Annotated in this window: 21 protein-coding genes; 5 read left to right on the plus strand and 16 right to left on the minus strand. The window is 71.8% G+C overall.

Translation table 11 applies throughout. The features are described from left to right. Positions 1-18: 18 nt before the first annotated feature. The 9 genes from BLT28_RS26020 to BLT28_RS26060 all read right to left on the minus strand — a co-directional run bounded on the left by BLT28_RS26020 (position 19) and on the right by BLT28_RS26060 (position 9,811). Positions 19-627, minus strand: coding sequence for a TetR/AcrR family transcriptional regulator (locus tag BLT28_RS26020; RefSeq protein ID WP_030427262.1), 609 nt, complete (start codon positions 625-627; stop codon positions 19-21). Between the two features lie 125 nt (positions 628-752). Further along, positions 753-2,321 (minus strand): AMP-binding protein, encoded by a 1,569-nt coding sequence (locus tag BLT28_RS26025; RefSeq protein ID WP_030427261.1) that lies wholly within the window; start codon positions 2,319-2,321, stop codon positions 753-755. Positions 2,322-2,696: 375 nt separating this feature from the next. Then, the gene (locus BLT28_RS26030; RefSeq protein ID WP_162184791.1) at positions 2,697-3,614 is read right to left on the minus strand and encodes a DUF4349 domain-containing protein; all 918 of its coding nucleotides are present in this window, start codon (positions 3,612-3,614) and stop codon (positions 2,697-2,699) included. A gap of 66 nt (positions 3,615-3,680) precedes the next feature. Then, positions 3,681-4,169 (minus strand): type III secretion system chaperone family protein, encoded by a 489-nt coding sequence (locus tag BLT28_RS26035; protein WP_030427259.1) that lies wholly within the window; start codon positions 4,167-4,169, stop codon positions 3,681-3,683. Beyond that, positions 4,151-5,413 (minus strand): D-inositol-3-phosphate glycosyltransferase, encoded by a 1,263-nt coding sequence (gene mshA, locus BLT28_RS26040; RefSeq protein ID WP_030427258.1) that lies wholly within the window; start codon positions 5,411-5,413, stop codon positions 4,151-4,153. The genes BLT28_RS26035 and mshA overlap by 19 nt, the downstream gene beginning before the upstream one ends. Next, complete coding sequence (locus BLT28_RS26045; protein WP_030427257.1) at positions 5,410-6,243, minus strand: alpha/beta fold hydrolase; 834 nt, start codon at positions 6,241-6,243, stop codon at positions 5,410-5,412. The genes mshA and BLT28_RS26045 overlap by 4 nt, the downstream gene beginning before the upstream one ends. Positions 6,244-6,314: 71 nt before the next feature. Next, positions 6,315-7,427, minus strand: coding sequence for a L,D-transpeptidase (locus BLT28_RS26050; protein WP_030427256.1), 1,113 nt, complete (start codon positions 7,425-7,427; stop codon positions 6,315-6,317). A gap of 163 nt (positions 7,428-7,590) precedes the next feature. Beyond that, a complete protein-coding gene (locus tag BLT28_RS26055) occupies positions 7,591-8,592 on the minus strand; it encodes a chymotrypsin family serine protease (protein ID WP_030427255.1) in 1,002 nt (333 codons plus the stop codon). A gap of 130 nt (positions 8,593-8,722) precedes the next feature. Then, on the minus strand, positions 8,723-9,811 hold the full coding sequence (locus tag BLT28_RS26060) for a UDP-N-acetylmuramate dehydrogenase (RefSeq protein WP_030427254.1): 1,089 nt from the start codon (positions 9,809-9,811) through the stop codon (positions 8,723-8,725). 26 nt (positions 9,812-9,837) lie between these two features. On the opposite strand from BLT28_RS26060, the gene BLT28_RS26065 reads away from it, so the two are divergent. The 5 genes from BLT28_RS26065 (at position 9,838) to purU (ending at position 13,567) form a co-directional block, all read left to right on the plus strand. Next, on the plus strand, positions 9,838-10,338 hold the full coding sequence (locus BLT28_RS26065) for a DUF2505 domain-containing protein (RefSeq protein WP_030427253.1): 501 nt from the start codon (positions 9,838-9,840) through the stop codon (positions 10,336-10,338). 107 nt (positions 10,339-10,445) lie between these two features. After that, the gene (locus BLT28_RS26070; RefSeq protein WP_407638827.1) at positions 10,446-11,162 is read left to right on the plus strand and encodes a class I SAM-dependent methyltransferase; all 717 of its coding nucleotides are present in this window, start codon (positions 10,446-10,448) and stop codon (positions 11,160-11,162) included. 9 nt (positions 11,163-11,171) lie between these two features. Continuing rightward, positions 11,172-11,894, plus strand: coding sequence for a maleylpyruvate isomerase family mycothiol-dependent enzyme (locus BLT28_RS26075; protein ID WP_030427251.1), 723 nt, complete (start codon positions 11,172-11,174; stop codon positions 11,892-11,894). 20 nt (positions 11,895-11,914) lie between these two features. Next, positions 11,915-12,634 (plus strand): maleylpyruvate isomerase family mycothiol-dependent enzyme, encoded by a 720-nt coding sequence (locus BLT28_RS26080; RefSeq protein WP_030427250.1) that lies wholly within the window; start codon positions 11,915-11,917, stop codon positions 12,632-12,634. Between the two features lie 48 nt (positions 12,635-12,682). Further along, entirely contained in the window at positions 12,683-13,567 is an 885-nt protein-coding gene (gene purU / locus BLT28_RS26085; protein WP_030427249.1) for a formyltetrahydrofolate deformylase, read from the plus strand. On the opposite strand, the gene BLT28_RS26090 is transcribed toward purU, so the two are convergent. The 7 genes from BLT28_RS26090 to BLT28_RS26120 form a co-directional block, all read right to left on the minus strand. Beyond that, positions 13,564-14,130, minus strand: coding sequence for a class I SAM-dependent methyltransferase (locus tag BLT28_RS26090; protein ID WP_043810314.1), 567 nt, complete (start codon positions 14,128-14,130; stop codon positions 13,564-13,566). The two genes, purU and BLT28_RS26090, sit on opposite strands and share 4 nt — an antisense overlap. Positions 14,131-14,132: 2 nt before the next feature. Next, the gene (locus BLT28_RS26095; protein WP_030427247.1) at positions 14,133-14,681 is read right to left on the minus strand and encodes a YbaK/EbsC family protein; all 549 of its coding nucleotides are present in this window, start codon (positions 14,679-14,681) and stop codon (positions 14,133-14,135) included. After that, positions 14,678-15,232, minus strand: coding sequence for a type 1 glutamine amidotransferase domain-containing protein (locus BLT28_RS26100; RefSeq protein ID WP_030427246.1), 555 nt, complete (start codon positions 15,230-15,232; stop codon positions 14,678-14,680). The genes BLT28_RS26095 and BLT28_RS26100 overlap by 4 nt, the downstream gene beginning before the upstream one ends. 9 nt (positions 15,233-15,241) lie before the next feature. Continuing rightward, positions 15,242-15,985 carry an alpha/beta fold hydrolase gene (locus BLT28_RS26105; RefSeq protein WP_162184790.1) on the minus strand — a complete coding sequence of 248 codons (744 nt, stop codon included), beginning with the start codon at positions 15,983-15,985 and terminating at the stop codon, positions 15,242-15,244. Next, positions 15,982-16,275, minus strand: coding sequence for a DUF2516 family protein (locus BLT28_RS26110; RefSeq protein ID WP_231950431.1), 294 nt, complete (start codon positions 16,273-16,275; stop codon positions 15,982-15,984). Before BLT28_RS26110 ends, BLT28_RS26105 begins: the two co-directional genes overlap by 4 nt. 99 nt (positions 16,276-16,374) lie before the next feature. Next, on the minus strand, positions 16,375-17,052 hold the full coding sequence (locus tag BLT28_RS26115; protein WP_043810211.1) for a hypothetical protein: 678 nt from the start codon (positions 17,050-17,052) through the stop codon (positions 16,375-16,377). Between the two features lie 13 nt (positions 17,053-17,065). Continuing rightward, complete coding sequence (locus BLT28_RS26120; protein WP_030427242.1) at positions 17,066-17,506, minus strand: helix-turn-helix domain-containing protein; 441 nt, start codon at positions 17,504-17,506, stop codon at positions 17,066-17,068. Between the last annotated feature and the right edge of the window lie 61 nt (positions 17,507-17,567).

Here is a 17,567-nt window from a genome sequence, read left to right on the forward strand (position 1 = left end):
GGCGTCAAGCCTGCCAGATCACTCTTTCGTGTCAGGACGGAGTCCGGCGAGGACCGTGCGCACGTGGAAGGCCGCCTGCTCCTCGGTCATCGCCCCGGGCAGGAACAGCGCGCCGGAGAGGACCGGCCCGATCAGCATCTCGACCAGGAACTCCGGATCGGTGCCCGCCCGCAGCTCGCCGTCGGCCACCGCCCGGCGCAGCCGGTCCACCATCGCGGCGCGGCCGGGGCGGACCACCTGGGTCCAGTAGACCTCGAACAGCTCGGGGCGGCGGTGCACGTCGGGGATCAGCTCGGCGATCAGCCTGCCCGCCCTGGTGCCGATCATGCTGCGGTAGAGCTGCCAGACCCGCTCGACCAGGACCGGCTCCAGCGGCCCCTCCCCGAACTCCTGCTGGACCAGGTGCAGCGAGGCGAGCGCGTCCTGGAGCACCTCGTCGCCGGAGCGCCACCTGCGGTAGATCGTGGTCTTGGCGATCCCGGTGTGCGCGGCGAGGCGTTCGATGGAGAACCCGGCCATGCCCTTGTCGATCACCAGGTCCACCGCGGCCGAGAGGACCTGGCCGTCGATGGCGGCGTTGCGCGGTCGGCCGCCGCGGTGCGGGCGCTCGGGTGCTGGCGTGGACATGTCACGAGAACCTAACCCGAATCCCGCGTCCAGCCGAACCCCGTTGGCGGCGAATGCCAAGGCGAACGCGGGCGTGCGCACCCGGGGCGGGAGGAAGCCCGCCGCGGGCGCGACCCGGGTGAGAGCTAGGCGGACTCGCGGGCGCGGAGGTCCTTGCGCAGGATCTTGCCGCTGGCGGATTTCGGGATCGCGTCGAGGAACTCGACGACGCGGACCTTCTTGTACGGCGCGACCCGTTCCGCGACGAAGGCCATCACCGCCGCCTCGTCGAGGTCGACGCCCTGCTGGCGCACCACGAACGCCTTGGGCACCTCCTCGCCCTCGTCGTCGCGCACCCCGATCACGGCGGCGTCCGCGATCAGCGGGTTGGTCAGCAGCAACGCCTCCAGCTCGGCGGGCGGAACCTGGTAGCCCTTGTACTTGATCAACTCCTTGACCCGGTCGACGATCGAGACCACGCCGTCGGCGTCGATCACCGCGACGTCGCCGGTGTGCAGGTAGCCGTCGGCGTCGAGGGTGGCGTCGGTGGCGTCGCGGTTGTTCAGGTAGCCCGCCATCACGTTGGGGCCCTTGCACCACAGCTCGCCGGGCACGCCGACGCCGACCTCCTCGCCGGTGCCGGGGTCGACCAGCTTGCACTCCATGTTCGGGATGATGAGGCCGACCGTGCCGATCGGGATGTCCTCGCGGACGTCCGGGATCATGTGGCTGACCGGGCTCATCTCGGTCATCCCGTAACCCTGGCGGACCGTGCAGCCCAGCCGCGCCTTGACCGCCTCGGCCAGCTCCTCGTCCAGCGGCGCGGCACCGGAGAAGAGCACCTTCAGCGGTGACAGGTCGTAGGAGTCGACGATCGGGTGCTTGGCCAGCGCCACCGCGACCGGCGGGGCGATGTAGACCCGGTCGGTGCGGTGCTCGGCGATCACCCGCAGGAACTCGGGCAGGTCGAACTTCGGCATGGTCACCACGGTCGCGCCGACGTGCAGCGCGGCGTTCATGGTCACCTGCATGCCGTAGATGTGGAAGAACGGCAGCACCGCGAGGACCCGGGTGTCCGCGCCGGCCTCGATCAGCTCGGTGATCTGGACGATGTTCGCCACCAGGTTGCGGTGCGTGAGCATCACGCCCTTGGCTCGCCCGGTCGTGCCGGAGGAGTACGGCAGCACCGCCAGATCGGTCGCCGGGTCGATCACCACATCGGGCGGGGCGGCGTCCGCGGCCAGCAGGTCAGCGAGGCTGGTGTGCCCGGGAGCCCCGTCCAGCACGACGATCTCCGAGACCCGCACGCCCTCGGCCTTCGCGGCCGCCTCGGCGCGGTCGAGGAAGGCGGAGATGGTGATCAGCACGGTCGCCCCGGAGTCGCGCAGCTGCGACGCCAGTTCGTCGGCCGTGTAGAGCGAGTTGACCGTCGTCGCGACGGCACCCGCGCGGAGCACGCCGTGGAAGGCGACGGCGTAGAAAGGCGTGTTGGGACTGAAGATCCCGACCACGTCGCCCTTGCGCACCCCCCGCGCGGCGAGCGCCCCGGCGACCTTGCCGACTATCGCGGCCAGCTCGCCGTAGCTCAGCGAGCGGCCGGAGGAGCCGTCCACGAGCGCCGGGTGGTCCGCGCGTCCGGCGAGGTCGCCGAACAACAGCTCCGGCAGTCCCACATCGGGGATCGCAACATCGGGGAACGGGCTCCGAAAGATCATGAACGTCCCTCCGTCGGGTGGTTGCCCAGGTGGCGGCGCCCATCGTGACCGGCTTCACAAGCCAGGGTCAAGGCATCCGCCACCTGCAGGAACCCGATATCTGTCCGTTACTTCGCACTCCTAACTACACTCGAATGGAGTAACGAAGCAGGGTTGTGATCGCCCGGTGGCGTCTGCCAAGTTGGCAGCACCTCGCCGGTCGGCTCCCACGCATTCCCCGATCCGGTGAGGCGTCGCGCGGTTCGCATCCCCCGTCGAACCGCGGCCCGCCCGGAACACCGCCCAGGTGCCCCCCACCTGCGCGCCCGGCCGGGGACACGCGTGGAGCGGTTCGAGCTCGCGACTCCCCCTCTCTCCCGAGCCGCTCCACCGTCCCTACTCCTCGGCGGCGACCGCGGCCGGGACGACGGCGGCCCGCTTCCTCCGCCGGAGCCAGATCACCAGGCCCAGCACGGGAATCGCCAGCACGACGGCGAACGGCAGCACGGCGCCGATCCCGGTCAGCAGCGCGGAACCGAAGGCCAGCAAGGCGTTCCAGCCACTGGCCAGTCCGGCGAGGAAACCGGAGTCCGGCTTGGCGGGCGGGGCGCCGGTCCTGGTCACGGTCAGCGTCACCGTGGACATGGCGACCTGGTTGGACATCGACTCCAGGCGCTTCTGCAGCGATTCGAGCTCGGCCTGCCTGCGGGTCAGCTCGCCCTCGACCTGGACGACCTCGCCAACGGTGTTGGCGCGGTCCAGCAACGCGCGCACCCGGTCGACGCTGGCCTTCTGCGTGGCGATGCGGCTCTGCGTGTCCACGAGCTGGTCGGTGACGTCGGTGGAGCGCACGTCCCGCGCGGTCACCTCACCCAGCTTGGCCAGCTCCTCCAGCACCGGGTCGAGCTTGTCCGAGGGCACGCGAAGGGTGAGCGTCGCGCGCCCCTCCCTCGTCTCCTCGGCCCCGGAGAACCCGCCCGCCCTGCCGGCCGCATCCTTGCCGCGGCCGACCACCTCGGTGACGTCGGGCGCCTTCAGCTCCAGCCGCGCGGTGCGGATCAGTTGGCGCTGCGGGGAAATCGAGCTCGGCGCGAGCGGTTCGACCTTCCGGTCCGGCGGGACGGGAACGTTCGGCGCGACACCGCCGGCGGACTCCCCGGCACCGCGCTTGCCGCCGCTGCCATCGGCGGGAAGCGGTGCGGCCAGGTCCTGCTCACTCTGGGCTGCGCCGGAATAGGTTGCGCCAGAACCACATCCGGCCAACAACCCCAGTACAAGCACAGCGCCGAGCGCGGTGCCGAGACGTCGAGTCACGTTGGTTGACGGCATGCCCCGAAGACGGAAGGTGACGGCAGCCACGTTCGTCCGCCAGGGTCACGATTAGGACTCGGCGTCGGTGACCAGGTGCTTGAAGGACTTCAGGTTGGCCAGGGACTCGCCGCGGGAGACCCGCCAGTCCCACTCCCGCCGGATCGCGTCGGCGAACCCGATCTCCAGCAGGCTGTTGAAGTCGCCGTCGGCCGCTTCGAGCACCTGGCCGAGCAGCCGGTCCAGCTCCTCGGCGGTCACCGCGTGCAGGCCGACCCTGCCGACCAGGTAGATATCGCCCTCGGCGTCCAGGGTGTAGTGCACGCCGTAGAGCTTCGCGTTGCGGCGCAACAGGAATCGGTAGACGTCCTCGTGCTTGCCGTCGGGCTGGCGGCAGACGAACGCCTCGACCAGCAGCGCCTCGCGGCCGACGATCAGCCAGCAGTTGGTCTGCAGCTTCTTGGTCCCGGGCAGCGTGACGAAGTACTTCCCGGTTTCCTCGCTCTGCCAGGCGAGTTCCCGTTCGTCCAAAAAGGACTCGATCAGCTCGTGCAGGTGCACGCCCCCACCTCCGTTCGCGCGGCGTCGGCGTAGGCGGCCAACAACCCCTCCGTAGTGCGTTCCCAGGAGAAGCGTGCCGCATGCCGCACCGCCGCGGCGGACATCGACGCGCGCCGCACCGGATCGAGCGCGATCCCGGCGAGCGCGTCGGCCCACCGCTCGGTCACGTGATCGGGCAGGAGCACGCCCGAGACGCCGTCTGCGACCGCGACGGGCAACCCGCCCACCGCCGTCGCCGCGACCGGAGTTCCGCACGCCTGCGCCTCGAGTGCGACCAGGCCGAAGGACTCGCTGTGGCTGGGCACCGCGACCACGTCCGCGGCTCGGTAGACCTGGGCGAGCGCGGCGCCGGACCGCGGCGGCAGGAACCGGACCACGTCGGCGATGCCCAGCTCCACGGCGAGCCGCTGCAACAACTCCGGCTGGTCGAGCCCGGTACCGGAGGGCCCGCCGACCACGAGCGTCACCATGCGTTCGCGCAGCGACGGCGTGCGCGCCAACAACTCCGCAGTCGCGCGCAGCAGCACGTCGGGCGCCTTCAGGGGCTGGATGCGGCCGACGAAGGCCGGAACGACCGCGTCGACGGGCAGGCCCAGCTCGACGCGGGCAGCGGCGCGGTCTCCCGGCGTGAAGCAGTCGAGGTCCACCCCGGGCGGGATCGTCAGGACCTGCTCGGCGCGGGCTCGGTACAGGCCGCGCAGCTCCGCCGCCTCGATCTCGGTGTTGACCACGAGACGATCCGCGGCGGCGGCCAAGTGCTCCTCGCCGAGCACGCGTGCCAGGGGCTCGGGCCGCTCCCCTGCGGCGAGCGCCGCGTTCTTGACCTTGGCCAGCGTGTGCGCGGTGTGCACGAGCGGCGCCCGCCACGCGCGCTTCGCCTGGATACCGGCCTGCCCGGCCAGCCAGTAGTGCGAGTGCACCGCGTCGAAGCCGTCCTGCCCGGCCTCGACGACGCCCGAGGCGAACTCGGCGATGCGGGTCGGCAGGTCGTTCTTGTCCAGCTCCGGCGGTCCGGCGGGGACGTGCCGCACGGTCACTCCGGGCACCATCTCCACCACGGGCGGCAGGTCGGGGGCGTTGGCCCTGGTGAAGACCTCCACCTCGACCCCGTTGGCGGCGAAGCGCCTGCTGGTCTGCGCGACGTAGACGTTCATCCCGCCCGCGTCCCCGGTGCCCGGCTGCTCCAGCGGAGACGTGTGCATCGCGAGCACGGCGATCCGGTTGATCACGGCCCGCTCTCTCATGACACAGCCCCCTGGCACCGCCCGACGAATTCGGCCAACTCGGTGGTGAAGCGCTCGGCGTGCTCCACGAACGGCAGGTGCCCGCACTCCGGGTACCAGCTGGTCGCGGCGCCCGGGATGAGGTCGGCGGCGTAGCGGCCGGCGGCCGGATCGACGATCTGATCGTCGAGGCCGTGGATCACGAGCGCGGGCACGGTGAGCCCGGCCAGCACGTCGGCACTGCCGATGTCCCGGCGGAACAGCCCGAGGCGGACGGCGGGTGGCGTGCTCAGCGCGGTCCCGAGCGCGCGCTGCGCGAGCTCACCGGGAAGCGGCTGCGCGGCGATGCCCTCGACGAACCCCCGCAACGCGGGCACGGCCACCGCGGGGTCGTCGGACACGGCCGCGGGCAGAGCCGCACGCATCACGGCACCCGTGCGCCCACCCTCACGGCCACGGCCGAGCTCGGTGATGGCGCCGACGAGCGCGATGCCCGCGACCGCCTCCGAACCGTGCTCACGCAGGTAGTCGGCGATCACCAGGCCGCCGTAGGACCAGCCGACGAGCACCGCGGGCCGTCCGGCGTACGCGAGCAGCGCGGCCACATCACCGGCCCAGGTGGCCGACCGGTCGTACCCCTCGGCCGGGATCGCCGATCCGCCGTGGCCGCGCAGGTCGGCGGCGATCAGGCGGAACTGCGAGGTCAGGCGCTCATCGGTGAGCTGGGCGGCCCAGCACTTCGCCGACTGCGCCCAGCCGTGCAGCAGGACCACCGGAGGAGCGTCCGGTGGTCCGGCCTCCGTCACGGCCAGGCTGGTCCCACCGGCACCGCTCAGCTCCGAGAGTCGCACCAGCCCAGTGAACCCGGACAGCCCCGCTCGCCGCGAGCAGGCGTTCGCGATTTCACATCGGCGCGGTCACATCAGCGGAGGGCCGACTTGGACAGCCACTGGTTCCAGGTCAGCTGCCAGTCGTAGACGTCGTACTGCGGTGCGATGGTGCCCGCGGAGCCGGTGACCTCGACGGGATCGCCGACCAGTGCGCTGTCGAAGAACCTCTTGGCGTCGGCTTCCAGCAGGTTGGCACAGCCGTGCGAGGTGTTGGCCCTGCCGATGTTCGCCGCGTTGTCGTTGTTCTCGTGGATGAACTCACCGTGGTTGGAGATCCGGACGGCCCACTTCTTCATCACGTTGGTGTAGCCGTACTTCGGGTTGTCCATCTTCTCGACGGGGTTCTTCTGCATCACGATGTAGGTGCCGTTGGGCGTGTTCAGGTCCTTGTTCCCGTCCTTGCCGTAGCTGGCCGGGTAGGTGGCGACGGTCTGCCCGTCCCGCTGCACGACGAGCTTGTGCGAGGGCGTGTGCGCCTTGACGATCTGCGCGCGGCCGATGCTGAACTGCGTGCTCACGTCGGCGCGCCCGAAGTTGCCGTCGCCGTAGGGCACCGCGAAGAGGTCCGCACGCACCTTGATCTTGGTGTTGGCCGGCCAGTACTTCTCCGGCCGGTAGTGCACCTCGCGGTCGTTGAGCCAGGCCCACGCGCCCTCGACCTTCGGCGTGGTCTCCACGCTCAGCGCCTTCTCGGCCGCGGCCTTGTCCTTGATCTTCGCGTCGAACTCGACCTTGATCGGCATGGCGATGCCGACGACGGCGTTGTCGGTGGGGTTCACCGTGGCCCGGATCAGCTTGCCCGGCTTGAGGGTGGTGAAGCCGCCCTTGGCCTCGACCGGCTTGTTGTCGGTGCCGGTGGCCTTGCCGGTCCAGGTGTAGCTCTTCTCGAAGGCCAGCTTCCCGGTGCTGGTCCAGCTCAGCCGGTCCGGGGCCAGCTCGCCCTTGACCGCCTTGCCCTCGGCGTCGACGAGGTTCACCTCGGTCAGGGCGCCCTGGGCGACGGTGACCTTGAACGGGGTGGCCGGGCTGATGTCCTTGGCGCCGTCGACCGGGTCCGCGGCCACCTTCGCCACCGGCGGCGCGTCCGGCGCGGGGGTGCTGTCGCCACTGCACGCGACCAGCGAGAGAACTGCGGCGAGCGCCATGCCCGTCAACCCGACAACGCCCCGAGTCCCTCGTCTACCCACGTCCATCGACCTCCACCTAGCCACGGGCACGATCGTGCACCCTGCAGAAGACGTTCGGTGCGAAGCCCAGGGTGCGCCAAGTGGGTGTGACGGTCGTCACTGCAGTCGACTCAAGATCGCGTCAACCGGTGCAAACGCCGACGACCAGCTCAGCCAGCACGGGCTCGATCGGATTGGCGTACCCGACCGTCCCTCCCTGGTTACCCGCGAAGTGGAGGCCGACAACACGACCGGACTGGTCCACGACGGCCGCCCCGGAATCGCCCCGGTCGCCGAAGCGCCCGGCGGCCACCTCGATCCGCACCTGGTCGCGCATCCGGCGCACCCCGAGTCCCGCGCCGTAGTCGAGCTGCACCGTGGCGTCCACCGAGACCACGACGCCCGCGGTGAGCCCGGTGCTGCGCCCGCGCTTGCGGACCGGGGCGCCGATGCGCGCCGCCGCGTGCCCGGTCACCGGCCCGATGCCGACGATCGAGGGCTCGATGGGCCGCCCCTGCCGGAACCTGATCAGCGCACCGTCCACTTTGGACGAGAAGGCGCCGCGGGCGAGGCTGCCGCAGACGTCGTCCGGGCACCGACCTCCGTCCACCCTGGACGGGTGGGTGAGCTCGTCGCCGATGGTCCAGCCGTCGTCGACGCAGGCGACGTGGAAACTGGTCAGACCGAGCACCTCCCCGCTGCCGAGCAGGTCGGTCACCAGCAGGCCGAGCGTGCCGACGGTGACGTACTCGCCGTACTCCGGCGCCTGCGGCGGACCGAGCCGGATCGGGCGGCACGGACCGATGCTGATCCCGCCGAGCAGGGTGGAGTACGCCTCCGGCGGCGGTTCCGGCGCGGAGTCCGCGCGCATCAGCGCCGTGTGCAGCAGCACGTCGTCGCGCACCACGTCCACCGGAACGCCCTCGACCTCGCGGGGCAGGAGTTGCCATGCCGGCAAACGGTCCGCCGGGCGCTTGTCCAGGACCGAGACCGAGATCGCCAGTACCCCGCTCGGCAGTCCCGCGACGCGCTTCTCGGCGATGTCCACGCCGACGACCCCTGGTAGATCGAGAAAAGCGTCTTCGACCCGCCGCTTCACCGGTCGGATCTCGTCCCTTCGCCAGGCCCGGGTGTCGCCCGCCATGATGCCCTCCTCGTCAGAGCTGGCATCCGCACATCCCATGAAACACGCGCAGTAAGACAATCGTCACACGACGTCACCCGAACGGCCGTGACTCGCGTAGGCGTTTGCCAGAAGCGCAAAGATCAACGGGCTAAAGCGCGCAGCCGACGAGCACCGGCTCGGGGTGCAGCCGGACGCCGAACGCCGCGTCCACGCCGTCGCGCACCTCGGCGGCCAGCGCGAGCAGGTCCTCGGTGCTCGCCGAACCGCGGTTGGTCAGCGCGAGGGTGTGCTTGGTGGACAACGAGACCCGGCCGTCCCGGGCGCTGTAGCCCTTGTGGAAACCGGCGCGTTCGATCAGCCAGGCCGCGGAGAGCTTCACCCTGCCCTCGCCCGCGGGGTAGGTGGGCATGGTGACGGGACCGCCCCCGGCGCGCGCGGAGGCCCGCTCCAGCACCGAGAGCACCTCGTCGCCCTCGCCGATGATCGGGTTGGTGAAGAAGGAACCCGCGCTCCACGTGTCGTTGTCGACCGGGTCGAGCACCATTCCCTTGCCGCGCCGCAGTTCCAGCACGGTGTCGCGGACATCGCGGACCGGTGCCCGGTCGCCGACCTGGACCCCGAGGGTGCGGGCCAGCTCGGCGTAGGCGATCGGGGCGGACTTCCCGCCGTCGGTCAGCGCGAACCGCGCCCGCAGCACGACGGCGTTGTCCTTGCCCTTGAGCACGCTCGTCCGGTAGGCCAGCCCCAGCTCGGCGGCGGGCACCATGCGCACCTGGCCGCTCTCCCGGTCCAGCAGGTCCACCGAGACCAGCACGTCGGTGATCTCCACGCCGTACGCGCCGACGTTCTGCACCGGGGTGGCGCCGACCAGGCCGGGGATACCGGACAGGCACTCCAGGCCGCCGAGGTCGTTGGCCACGGTGTGCGCGACCACCTCGTCCCAGTCCTCGCCCGCCTCCACGGTCAGCTGCACCCGGCCGTCGCTGAGCCGGTCGATGCGCCTTCCTGAGGTGCCGATGCGGACCACCGCGCCGTCGAAGCCGGAGTCGGCGATCACCAGGTTCGAGCCGCCCCCGAGGACCAGCAGCGGCTCCCGCGCGGCGTCGGCGGCGCGGACGACCTCGACCAGCTCGGCGGCGGTGGTGGCGTTGACGAACCGGGCCGCGGGCCCACCGAGGCGCAGCGTTGTGTGGTCGGCGAGCGCGACGGGTTCGGTGGCGGACGGCGGTGTGGTCACGACCGCCAACGGTAGCCTGACGCGCCGTGGCCACCAGCACCGAGACCTCACACGAGTTCCCGTTCCCGGCGCCCGCGCTGCTCGCGGCGCTGACCGACGCCGACTACCTGCGCGCGCGGCTCGCCGCGGTCGGCGGCGCCAAGGCGGAGCTCGTCTCCCACGAGAGCGCCGACGGCGAGAGCAAGGCCGTGCTCAAGCAGGGCGTTCCCGCGGACAAGCTGCCCTCCTTCGTCCGGTCGTTGGTCAACGGCGACCTGGTGATCGAGCGCACCGAGCGCTGGCGCGCCGCGGGTGAGGGCGCGGTCGGCACGGTCGTGGCCTCGGTGCCCGGCGCCCCCGCGTCGATCAACTGCTCGCTGCAGCTGCGGCCGAGCGGCGCGGGCGCGGAGCTGCTCAGCGCGCTGGAGGTGCGGGTGTCGCTGCCCTTCGTCGGCGGCAAGGTGGAGAAGGCGATCGTGGAGCAGATCGGCAAGCTGCTCGACGCGGAGAACACCTTCACGCTGAACTGGCTGCGCGACCAGCAGTGAACCAGGCTCGCCGCAAACCCCGGTTCGCGGCGGGCCGGGCCCGTGCGCTCGGCCTGCCGACCCGGGGCACCACCAACCCCAACCGGCTGCGCCGCGTCGACCGGTGGATGGTGTCGACCCCCCAGGTCGGCGAGGTGTTGCGGGGCGCGGCGGACCCGCTGGTGATCGACCTCGGCTACGGCTCGTCGCCGGTGACCACGGTGGAGATGGCGCAGCGGCTGCGCGTGGTGCGCCCCGACCTGCGCGTGCTCGGCCTGGAGATCGACGCGGACCGCGTCGCCGCGGGTGCGGCGGTCGCCGATCCGCCGCTGCTGGAGTTCCGCAGGGGCGGCTTCGAGCTGGCCGGACGGCGCCCGGTCCTGGTGCGCGCGTTCAACGTGCTGCGCCAGTACACCGAGGCGGACGCGGAGCAGGCGTGGCAGACGATGCTCTCCGGCCTGGCTCCCGGTGGGTTGCTGGTGGAGGGCACCTGCGACGAGATCGGCAGGCGGTGCTGCTGGGTCACGCTCGACTCCTCCGGCCCGTTGACGATGACCTTCGCCTGCAAGCCCGGCGACATCGAGGCACCGTCCGAGCTGGCCGAGCGGCTGCCGAAGTCGCTGATCCACCGCAACGTCCCCGGCGAGCGCGTGCACGAGCTGCTGTCCGACCTGGACAGTTGCTGGGCGACCGCGGCGCCCTTCGTCCCCTTCGGCCCCCGCGCCCGCTGGGCCGAGGCCGTCCGCCTGTTCGCCGACCGCGGTTGGCCGGTCCGCGACCACCACCGCCGCTGGCGCCTCGGTGAGGTCACCGTCGACTGGTCCGCCGTCGCCCCGGCGTCCTAGGGTCGGGGCATGGAGCACGCCGACTTCGTGAAGCACGTGCGGGAGCAGGCGGCGGCGCTGCGCGAGGCCGCGGTGGCCGCGGGACCGGAGGCGAAGGTGCCGTCCTGCCCCGGCTGGACAGTGCTGGACCTGGTGCGGCACATCGCGAACGTGCACTCGCGCGTCGCGGAAATCCTTGTCGCGCAGGACATCACCGCACCACCGGAGTTCCCGCACGCGCCGAAGCAGTGGGACGAGTCGCTGGAGTGGTGGGACGCCAGGCTCGCCACGTTGGTGGACCGCTTCGCCGAGCTGGACCAGGACAAGCCGACCTGGACGTTCACCGCGGGGCTCGGGACCGTCCGGGGGTGGGCGCGGCGGCAAGCGCACGAGACGGCCATCCACCGCGTGGACGCGGACCTGGCGCTCGGCGTCGACTCCCGGCTGATCTTCGATCCGGGGTTCGCCGCGGACGGCATCGACGAGCGGCTGACCTTGTTGCCGGGCGACTTCGGCAGGACGACCGCGAGCGGCACGATCCTCTTCCACGCCGCCGACGCGGGCCGCGCGTGGACGATGACGCTGCGCCCCGGGCGGACCCCCGACGTGACCCCCGCGCTGGACGCGGCGATCCACACCGACGCCGTGGTCGCGGGGACCGCGGACGCGGTCTACCGCGCCGTCTGGAACCGCCCGAGCACCGCGGTGATCACGGGTGCGCACGAGCTGGTGGAAGCTCTCCCCTGCCCGTGAAACCCGAATAGGGTGGCGGTATGGAGCACGCCGACCTCGTCGACCAGATCACCCAGCACTCCGCCGCGCTGCTCGACGCGGCCGTGCAGGCCGGGCCTGCCGCCGCGGTGCCGACGTGTCCTGAGTGGACGGTCACCGACCTGGTCGCGCACATGGCCAGGGCGCACAGCTGGGTCCGCGTGATCGTCGAGACCGGCGAGCACGCGGAGTTCCCCGAGGTGCCGACCGAGTGGCAGCCGCTGGTGGACCACTGGCAGGAACAGACCGCACTGCTGGGTCAGCGCCTGCTGGCGGCGGGGCCGGACGCGCCGGCCTGGACCTTCCTGCCGGACCTCCCCCAGCGGGCGTCCTTCTGGGCCCGCCGCATGGCGCACGAGGCCGCCATCCACCGCGTGGACGCGGAGCTGGCCCAGGGCGTGGACTCGCGGCTGATCTTCGACCCGGGGTTCGCCGCGGACGGCATCGACGAGGCGCTGGGCTGGGCCCCGCTGGTGGCGCTCAGGAACACCGAGGCCTCCGGCAGCATCCTGTTCCACGCGGCCGACGCGGGCCGGGCCTGGACGCTCGTGCTGCGCGCGGGCAAGCCCGTCGAGGTGCTGCCGTTGCAGGACTCGGCGATCGACGCGGACGCGACCATGGCGGGCACGGCGGACGCGCTCTACCGGGCGATCTGGAACCGGCCCAGCACGGCGATCCGGACCGGGGACCGGTCGCTGTTCGACGCGCTCCCCGCGATCTGACCGGGCTGTGCATCGCTCGATCGTGAGGGCCTGACAGACTGACCAGCCATGTCCAGCCCTGAACGCCGCTACGTCATCACCCTCGGCTGTCCCGACCGCTCCGGGATCGTCGCCAAGATCTCGACGTTCCTCGCGGAGTTCGGCGGCTGGATCGTGGAGGCGGCCTACCACACCGACCGCGACACCAACTGGTTCTTCACCCGCCAGGAGGTCCGCGCCGACTCGCTGCCGTTCGACCTGGCGGAGCTGCGCAGGCGGTTCGCCGAGGTCGCGGCGGAGCTGGGCAGCCGCACCGACTGGCGGGTCAGCGACACCGGTGTGCCGCGGCGGGTGGTGATCCTGGTCTCCAAGGCCGGGCACTGCCTGTACGACCTGCTCGGCCGGGTCGCCTCCGGGGAGCTGGACGTGGACGTGCGCGCGGTGATCGGCAACCACGCGGACCTGGCCGGGATCACCAGGGCGCACGGGATCCCGTTCCACCACGTGCCCTTCCCCGGCCCCGGTGAGAACCCCGAGGGCAAGGAGGCGGCGTTCAACCAGATCCGCCAGATCGTCGACTCACACCACCCGGACGCCGTGGTGCTGGCCCGGTTCATGCAGGTGCTGCCGCCGGAGCTGTGCGCGGCGTGGGCGGGCAAGGCGCTCAACATCCACCACAGCTTCCTGCCGTCGTTCATCGGCGCCCGGCCCTACCACCAGGCGTACGCCCGCGGGGTGAAGCTCGTCGGCGCGACCTGCCACTACGTCACCGCCGAGCTGGACGCGGGGCCGATCATCGAGCAGGACGTCATCCGGGTCGACCACACCGACAGCAGCGCGGACATGATCCGCAAGGGCCGCGACATCGAGAAGGTCGTCCTCGCGCGCGGTCTGCGCTGGCACGTCGAGGACCGCGTCCTGGTGCACGGCAACCGAACTGTGGTCTTCCACTAGCCCTTCGCCAGGGCCAGCAACGGGAACACCGGCTCGTGCTCCTGGCCGTGGCCGACGAAGGAGCCCTCGCCGCACACCGCGAGGCCGTACCGCGCGCCCAAAGCCTCCACGCGGGCGCGCTCGTCCCGCGCGCCAGGCATGGCGGGATTGCCCTCTGCCAGGCGGTGTGCGGCTCGTTTGTCCACGGTGCACACCAACACTCCGCCGGGACGGAGCACGCGGGCGACCTCGCGCACCACGGCCTCCGAGTCGGGCATCAGGTGCAGCAACCAGATCGCGGTCACCGAGGCGACGCTGTCCGACCTGGCGGGCAGGCGGCGCGCATCCGCCCGGGCCACCCGCCCCGGCAACCGCCGCACCGCGTGCCCGAGCATCGCCGCAGATAGATCAACACCAATCACCGGACGGGTCATCGCCGCGGCCACGATCCCCGTGCCCACAGCGACATCGAGCACCGGGCCGGGCGGCAGCAGTCGTTCGATCGCGGCAGCCGCGGCACGTGCGCGTGGCTCACCGCCGCGGGTCGAGTCGTACTCCGCGGCCTCGACCTCGTAGTCGGGCATGGTCACCGCCCCAGGCCCTCCACGACCTCGGCGGCGGCCAGGCGCGCGAGGACATCGCCCGGGACGAACAGCTTGCTGGAGCGCACACCACTGCCGATCACCAGCTCAGGCGCGGCGGCGACGGCGGAGTCCAGCAGGACCGGCCAGTCCTGCGGCAACCCCAGCGGCGTGATGCCGCCGTAGGCCATGCCCGTCAGGCTGACCGCCTCGTCCATGGGTGCGAAGGACGCCTTGCGGGCCTCCAACCGCTTGCGCGCCAGACCGTTCACGTCCGCACGGGTGGTGGCCAGCACCAGGCACGCCGCGAAGCGCACCGTGTCGCCGCGCTTGCCGCTGATCACCACGCAGTTCGCCGAAGCCTCCAGCGGCGAGCCGTACTTCGCGCAGAACGCCGTCGTGTCGGCCAGCTCCGGGTCGATCTCGGCAACGCCGACGCGGTCGCGGTCGGTGTCGGGCAGCGCGCTGAGGGCCTTCGCGACCGGCTCGGCGAGCAGCTCCGGGTGCTCGGCGGCGGGCAGGACGGTGAGCGATCCGGCGATGGTCCAGGTCATGCGCCCAGGCTAAACACCTTCAGGATGGCGGCGTTGAAGGCGTCCAGGTCCTTGGGCGTGCGGCTGGTGATCAGGTTCCACCCGCCGCCGGGGCAGACGAAGACCTCCTCGTCCACCCAGTGCGCGCCCGCGTTGCGGATGTCCGTCGCCAGGCTCGGGTAGGAGGTCAGGGTCTTGCCCCGCACCACGTCCGCCTCGACCAGCAGCCACGGCGCGTGGCAGATCGCCGCGATCGGCTTGCCCGCGGCGGCCAGCTCCTTCACGAAGCGCACGGCGTGCGGGTTCATCCGGAGCTTGTCGGCGTTCCCCACGCCGCCGGGCAGGACGAGCCCGGCGTAGTCGGTGGGCGCGGCGTCCTCGATCGCGACGTCGACGGAGAACGAGTCGGCGGGGTCGAGGTGGTTGAAGCCGCGCACCGTGCCCAGCTGCGGGCCGAGCAGGCGCGGTTCGGCGGGAGCGTCGAGCACGGCCTGCCACGGCGAGGTGAGCTCGATCTGCTCGATGCCCTCGTCGGCCACCATGAACGCGACTCTCTTCAGGTATTCGGCCATGAACTACGGCTACCCAAGGCTGGGCCGGGCAAGCCAGTCCGTCAGCAACTGCCGCACCCGGGGCCGATGGGTGAGCAGCGGCGCACGCGTCGGCAGCACTTCGAGCCGCCCGTGCGGGAACGCCTTCGCCACGGCCTCGCCGACCTCCCGCGGGTGCTGGCCGTCGCCGGTCGCCGCGATCACCAGCACGTCCGCGGTGACGCCCGCGACCTGCGCAGGATCGCTCAGCGGGGCCTGGCCGGGCAAGGCCGCGAGCGCGTCGCCGAGTCGCATCAGCGCTGCGATCCTGGTGTCGACGTAGTCGCCGAGCTCGATGTCCCGGGGCAGGTGCTCCAGCATGAGTTCGCGCAGCTCAGCGCGGTCCCCACGGGCCACGGCGGCGGCCTGGCGGAGCAACGGGAGGTTCGGGTCCCTGCGCGGTTCGGTCAGCGCGGCGGGCAGCAGCAGCGCGAGCCGGTCGAAGCGCTCCGGCTCGCGGGCGACGAGGTTGATCAAGGCGGCCGCGCCGAGCGAGGTGCCGATCGCGGCGGTGGCACCGACCTCGTCGGCGACCGAGGCGACGTCGTCGGCCACCCGGTCGTAGCGCCAGTACCCGGGCGGGGCGCCGGGGGCGTCGCCGTGGCCGGGCAGGGTCAGCACCACGCGGGTGCCCGGCAGACCGGAGGCGGGCAGCCTGGCCTCGCCGGGTGTGGTCCCCAGGCCGGGCACCACGACGGTGACCGGGTCACCCGAGCCGTGGGCCTGCCAGGTCACCAACGCGGGCCGCGCTGGACCTCGACCAGCCGGGGGCGCACGTCGACGATGTAGACCAGCACCGCGACCAGCCCGGCCATCCAGAAGAAGGTCCCGGGTCCGCCGAACTGGAACAGGATCAACGCCGCGGTGGCGCCACCGGAGATGCCCAGCCACGCGGGCTTGGTCAGCTTGTCCGCCACGGTGAAGGCATCGGCACGCTGCATCAGGGCGTGGCCGAACGCGTACACACCGAACGGGATCGCCGCCCAGTAGATGAGAAGCAGAATGACTGCGTCTGGCCTCAACACAACTCCAGCGTACGGGCTGTTCCGGTGATCCGGTGCCCCACGCGTCAGTGCCCCTGGTCCACGGGAGCGACCAGGGGCCCTGACGGGTTTCGCGGGGTGTCAGTTCTTGGTGGTCTTCTTCGCCGCGGCGGGCTTGGCGGCGCCGGTCTTGGCGGCCTCGGTCCGGGTGGCGGCCTTGCGGGTGGTGCTGCGGGTCGCGGCGGCGGCCTCGGCACCGGCGTCGATCACGGCCTCGGCCACGTCCTCGGCGGCGCGCTCGGTCGCCTGCGCGGCCTTCTCACCGGCGGAGCGGGTGCGGCGGGTGACCTTGCCGAGCACGTCGTCGGCCAGCTCGCGGACGTCGGTGACGACCTCCTCGACGCGGCCCTGGGCGACCTTGGTGCCCTCCTCGACCTGGGTCAGCGCCTTCTGCACCTGCGGGGTGTTGCGCAGGGTCTCCAGCGCCTCCTCGCCGCGCTCGGCGAGGTAGCCGTAGAGCTGCAGCGCGGCCTGGGTGTAGGCGTCGACGAGCTTGCGCAGCTCGGCGGGCTCCAGCTTGGCGCGCAGCCCGCTGAGGTCCTTGGGCAGTTCGTCGGCGGCGGACTTGGCGGCCTCGGCACCGTCCTTGGCGGCCTCGCGGGCCTTGCCGAGCGCGTCGGCGACGGCCTTGGCGGCCAGGTCACCGGCACCGAGCGCGGCCAGCAGCGGGGTGCGCGCCTGCTCCAGCACGGTGGTGACGACGGCGCCCGCCTGCTCGCGGGCCTTGCGGACGTCCTCGGAAGTCGGCAGCGTAGCCATGGTTGTTCTCTCCTCAGTTCTGGCGAGTCTCGGAAGACGGGGACGCATCGCCTTGTCCGTCCACAGTGGACGTTTCGGCGCGGTTCTCCCGCCGGAAGGATTGGTAGACGTCGAGCAGCACCTGCTTCTGCCGCTCGGTGAGTTCGGCGTCGGCGAGCACGGCGTCGACGACGGCGCCGCTCTCCCGCTCCTCGAGGATTCCGGCCTGCACGTAAAGCGCCTCGGCCGAGATCCGCAGCCCCTTGGCGATCTGCTGCAGGATCTCCGCGCTCGGCTTGCGCAGCCCCCGCTCGATCTGGCTCAGGTAGGGGTTGGACACCCCGGCCTGCTTGGCCAGCTGCCGCAGGGAGATCTGCGCGTTGGAGCGCTGCGTCCGGATGTACTCACCGATGTCGCGGACCGTGCCGACAACGGCCTCGTTGACGTCGCTGACGGCTTTCTCGACCCGGCCCATCCGGCCACCTCCTCTCGCTGTTACCCGACAGTACGCACAGGTGCTAGCTGTTGCAAGCAGA

Source organism: Allokutzneria albata, from assembly GCF_900103775.1.
GTDB lineage: Bacteria > Actinomycetota > Actinomycetes > Mycobacteriales > Pseudonocardiaceae > Allokutzneria > Allokutzneria albata.

What these genes read in the sequence shown, in the direction of transcription:
- BLT28_RS26020 (WP_030427262.1), bottom strand. Translation starts at nt 627, where the DNA reads ATGTCCACGCCAGCACCCGAGCGCCCGCACCGCGGCGGCCGACCGCGC.
- BLT28_RS26025 (WP_030427261.1), bottom strand. Translation starts at nt 2,321, where the DNA reads ATGATCTTTCGGAGCCCGTTCCCCGATGTTGCGATCCCCGATGTGGGA.
- mshA (WP_030427258.1), bottom strand. Translation starts at nt 5,413, where the DNA reads ATGAGAGAGCGGGCCGTGATCAACCGGATCGCCGTGCTCGCGATGCAC.
- BLT28_RS26050 (WP_030427256.1), bottom strand. Translation starts at nt 7,427, where the DNA reads ATGGCGCTCGCCGCAGTTCTCTCGCTGGTCGCGTGCAGTGGCGACAGC.
- BLT28_RS26055 (WP_030427255.1), bottom strand. Translation starts at nt 8,592, where the DNA reads ATGGCGGGCGACACCCGGGCCTGGCGAAGGGACGAGATCCGACCGGTG.
- BLT28_RS26070 (WP_407638827.1), top strand. Translation starts at nt 10,446, where the DNA reads ATGGTGTCGACCCCCCAGGTCGGCGAGGTGTTGCGGGGCGCGGCGGAC.
- BLT28_RS26075 (WP_030427251.1), top strand. Translation starts at nt 11,172, where the DNA reads ATGGAGCACGCCGACTTCGTGAAGCACGTGCGGGAGCAGGCGGCGGCG.
- BLT28_RS26080 (WP_030427250.1), top strand. Translation starts at nt 11,915, where the DNA reads ATGGAGCACGCCGACCTCGTCGACCAGATCACCCAGCACTCCGCCGCG.
- purU (WP_030427249.1), top strand. Translation starts at nt 12,683, where the DNA reads ATGTCCAGCCCTGAACGCCGCTACGTCATCACCCTCGGCTGTCCCGAC.
- BLT28_RS26090 (WP_043810314.1), bottom strand. Translation starts at nt 14,130, where the DNA reads ATGCCCGACTACGAGGTCGAGGCCGCGGAGTACGACTCGACCCGCGGC.
- BLT28_RS26095 (WP_030427247.1), bottom strand. Translation starts at nt 14,681, where the DNA reads ATGACCTGGACCATCGCCGGATCGCTCACCGTCCTGCCCGCCGCCGAG.
- BLT28_RS26100 (WP_030427246.1), bottom strand. Translation starts at nt 15,232, where the DNA reads ATGGCCGAATACCTGAAGAGAGTCGCGTTCATGGTGGCCGACGAGGGC.
- BLT28_RS26115 (WP_043810211.1), bottom strand. Translation starts at nt 17,052, where the DNA reads ATGGCTACGCTGCCGACTTCCGAGGACGTCCGCAAGGCCCGCGAGCAG.
- BLT28_RS26120 (WP_030427242.1), bottom strand. Translation starts at nt 17,506, where the DNA reads ATGGGCCGGGTCGAGAAAGCCGTCAGCGACGTCAACGAGGCCGTTGTC.